This window comes from Burkholderia sp. E168m23, assembly GCF_016586125.1.
GTDB classification, from domain to species: Bacteria; Pseudomonadota; Gammaproteobacteria; order Burkholderiales; family Burkholderiaceae; genus Burkholderia; species Burkholderia orbicola.
In genome coordinates, this window is sequence record NZ_BCPP01000760.1 from 1 (window position 1) to 3,577 (window position 3,577).

A 3,577-nucleotide genomic window follows, 5' to 3' on the forward strand; every position below is an offset into this window, starting at 1 on the left:
GCCGTACGACAGCGTCGACGTCGGCGAGCTGCGCGGCAGCCGCAGCACGATCACGACGGCGAGCGCGACGAGCGCCGCGACGGATGCGGCGAACACCGCCCGCCAGCCGAAATACTCGGCGATGAAGCCGGCGGCGGTACGCGCGAGCAGGATGCCGAGCAGCAGGCCGCTCATCACGGTGCCGACCGCATGGCCGCGTTCGGCCGGCGGCGCGATTTCGGCGGCGAACGGCACGGCCTGCTGCGCGATGGTCGCGAGGATGCCGATCGCGAGGCTCGCGAGCGCGAGCACGACGAGCGACGGCGCGGTGGCCGCCACGATCAGCGCGATCGACAGGCCGGCGATCTGCAGCAGGATCAGCCCGCGGCGATCGAAGCGGTCGCCGAGCGGCGCGAGCAGGAACATGCCGGCCGCATAGCCGAGCTGCGTCGCGGTCGGTACCGCGCCGATCCACGAGGCGCCGTCCGGAAAGGACGCGCGGAAGCTGTCGAGCAGCGGCTGGTTGTAGTAGATGTTCGCGACCGATACGCCCGCGATCGTCGCGAGCAGCAACAGCAGGCTGCGCGAGTAGTGGGGCGAGGCGGCGTCGGTCGGACGGTCGGTGGAGGTGGTGGACATGGCGGCGGACACGAAGTTGGGCGGCGCGGCAGACGGCGCACGCGTCGGGTGCGCAGGCAGGCCGGGCGCCGGTCGAGGCTGCCGATCATACCGGAGCGACGTGAATCCTGCCGGCGGCGAGCCGGCATAACCGGCATAACCGGACAACCAGCCGGCCGCCGGTCGTCACGGCACGCGCGCCACATCGTCAGTCGACCAGCTCGCCCGTCGGCTCGTAGAACGGATACGGCCCCGCGCCTTCGTCCACATAGACGTGATGCGATGTCATCCCCGTATCGGGCGCATGGTGATGGACTGCGAACGCCGGCGGTTCGAGCCGGAATGCGGACGGCGCATCGGTCCGCAGGTCGAACGCGACCTGGTGCGCGGGCGACGGCACCGCAGCCGCGAGCGTGCCGCCGAAGCGGGTGAACATCGTGCGGTGCACGTGACCGCACAGCACGCGCTCGACGTTCGGATGGCCGCGCAGCAGCGCATCGAGTTTCGCGGCGGCGGCGGGCGCGAGACGCAGCTTGTCCATGTGGCCAATGCCCGACACGAACGGCGGGTGATGCAGCGCGACGATCACCGGGCGGTCGCGTGCGGCGTCGAGCTGCGCGGCAAGCCACGCGAGCCGGGCGTCGCACAGGTCGCCGTGGCTCGCGCCCGGCACCTGCGAATCGAGCGCGAGTACGCGCACCGCGCCGACGTCGAGCGCGTACTGCACGAATTCGCCGTCCTGCAACTCGGCGCGATCGGCGAACGCGCGGCGCAATCCGGCGCGGTCGTCGTGATTGCCGATCATCAGGTAATACGGAATCTCGAGCGCCGCGAGCAGCCCGCGCAGGTTGCCGTACTCTTCATCGTGGCCGAAGTCGGTCAGGTCGCCGGTGACGAGCACGGCGTCGGGGCGCGGCACGAGTGCGTTCAGCTTCGCGACGCAGCGCGCGAGCGCGGCCGCCGTGTCGACGCGCCGGTACGCGAGCTGGCCCGGCCGCTTGATGTGGAGATCGCTGATTTGAGCAAGCAGCATCGTCGTTCCTCGGAATCTCTGGTTGTTGTCGCGGCGGCGTGCGCCGCCATGGGGGCTGCCTGGATGATGCCCGATCGACGGCTTACGCGCCGAGCGCGATCAGGCCTTCCGGCGCGATCGTGAGGCCGACCGCCGTGCCGCGCGCAAGCGCGATGCGGCCCGGCACGTCGATCACGAGCGCGTCGGGCGCCGCATGCTCGATCGTGAGCCGTGTGCGTTCACCGAGGAACGCACACGCGCCGACCGCGCCGCGCAGCGGCGCAAGCGCGGGATCGGCGAGCTGCGCGTCCTCGGGGCGGAAGAACCATTCGTCGGCCGCGTGCGGCGTGACGATCGCGCCGCCCGTCGTTGCGAGCGCGCCGTCGCGCCATTGGCCCGCCAGCCGGTTCAGCGTGCCGATGAACTGCGCGACCGTGCGGTTCGCAGGGTGGTAGTAGATCTCGCGCGGCGTGCCGATCTGCTCGATGCGGCCCGCGCCCATCACGACGATCCGGTCGCCGAGTTCCATCGCTTCGGCCTGGTCGTGCGTGACGTAGACGGTCGTCACGCCGAGTTCGCGCAGCAGCGTGTTCATGTCGCGGCGCAGCACGTCGCGCAGCTTCGCGTCGAGCGCGGTCAGCGGTTCGTCGAGCAGCAGCACGCGCGGCCGCACCGCGAGCGCGCGTGCCAGCGCGACGCGCTGACGCTGGCCGCCCGACAGTTGATCGACCGGTTTGTCCGCATGCGCGTCGAGCCGCATCATCGCGAGCAGTTCGTCGACGCGTTCGCGCAGCGCACGCGGCTCGGTCTTGCGGATCTTCAGCCCGTAGCCGACGTTGCCGCGCACCGTCAGGTTCGGAAACAGCGCGTAGTTCTGGAACACCATGCCGACTTGCCGGCGTTCGATCGGCAGTGCGGTGACGTCGTCGTCGCCGAATGCGATCGTGCCGCCGGCATCCGGCGTGTCGAGGCCGGCGATCAGGCGCAGCGTGGTCGTCTTGCCGCAGCCGGACGGCCCGAGCAGCACGAGCGTTTCGCCGGCGCCGATCGACAGGTCGAGCGGTTCGAGCACGCGTGTACCGCGGAACGTCTTCGCGCAGCCGGTCAGGGTGATGGGAGTGGAATCGAGTTTCATGTCTGCAGGAAAAGTCAGCGTGGGCGCTTCTTCAGCGCACGCGTACCGGACGGATCGACGCCGAGCCATTGCATCGCGACGAGCAGCGGCAGCGTCATCAGCAGGAACAGGATCGTGTACGCGCTGCCGACTTCGAGGCGCAGCGACGCATACGTGTCGGCAAGCCCGACCGGCAGCGTCTTGGTGTCGGGCGTATGCAGCATCCAGGTGAGGTTGAATTCGCCGATCGACAGCGTGAGCACCGCGAGCGCACCGGCGACGATGCCGGGCCGCAGGTTCGGCAGCACGATCGTGACGAAGCGCGTGACGAACGATGCGCCGAGGCTCGCCGCGCCTTCCTCGAGCGTGCGCAGGTCGGCGCTGGCCGCGACGGCCGCGACCGCGCGCACCATGAATGGCAGCGTGAACACGACGTGGCCGACGACGATGAACCACAGGCTCATCCGGAACGCGGTGAAGCCGCCGTACACGACCAGCAGCGCGAGCGCCGAAGCCAGCCCCGGCAGCGCGACCGGCAGCACGAGCGCTTCCTCGATCGCACGCGCGATGCGGCTCTTGCTGCGCGCGAGCGCATAGCCGGCCGGCACGCCGACCGCGAGCACGATCGCGAGCGTCGCGAACGCGACGTAGAGCGACAGCGCGACCGAGCCGTGATACTGCTGCCACACCTGCTCGAGCCAGCGCAGCGTGAGGCCGCTCGACAGGCCGCGGAAATAGTTGACGGTTAGCCCCGCGAGCACCGACATCACGACGGGCACGATCAGGAACGCGCACAGCAGCAGCGTGACGCCCCATTGCAGCGCGGCGATCGCGCGTGCACCGGCGACCCGCGG

Annotated in this window: 4 protein-coding genes; all 4 read right to left on the bottom strand. The window is 70.4% G+C overall.

Going from position 1 to position 3,577, the window contains the following annotated elements; genetic code table 11:
* A partial coding sequence (locus tag JMF90_RS29050; RefSeq protein WP_201325754.1) for an MFS transporter occupies nt 1-618 on the bottom strand: 618 nt, incomplete at its 3' end.
* Between the two features lie 187 nt (nt 619-805).
* The gene (locus tag JMF90_RS29055; protein ID WP_011545028.1) at nt 806-1,630 is read right to left on the bottom strand and encodes a phosphodiesterase; all 825 of its coding nucleotides are present in this window, start codon (nt 1,628-1,630) and stop codon (nt 806-808) included.
* Nucleotides 1,631-1,712: 82 nt separating this feature from the next.
* Entirely contained in the window at nt 1,713-2,744 is a 1,032-nt protein-coding gene (locus JMF90_RS40790) for an ABC transporter ATP-binding protein (protein WP_011545029.1), read from the bottom strand.
* Nucleotides 2,745-2,758: 14 nt separating this feature from the next.
* Nucleotides 2,759-3,577, bottom strand: an 819-nt coding sequence (locus JMF90_RS29065; protein WP_201325755.1) for an ABC transporter permease, incomplete at its 5' end; no start/stop codon positions are given.

Coding starts and splice junctions, on each gene's coding strand:
- JMF90_RS29055 (WP_011545028.1), bottom strand. CDS start 1,630: ATGCTGCTTGCTCAAATCAGCGATCTCCACATCAAGCGGCCGGGCCAG.
- JMF90_RS40790 (WP_011545029.1), bottom strand. CDS start 2,744: ATGAAACTCGATTCCACTCCCATCACCCTGACCGGCTGCGCGAAGACG.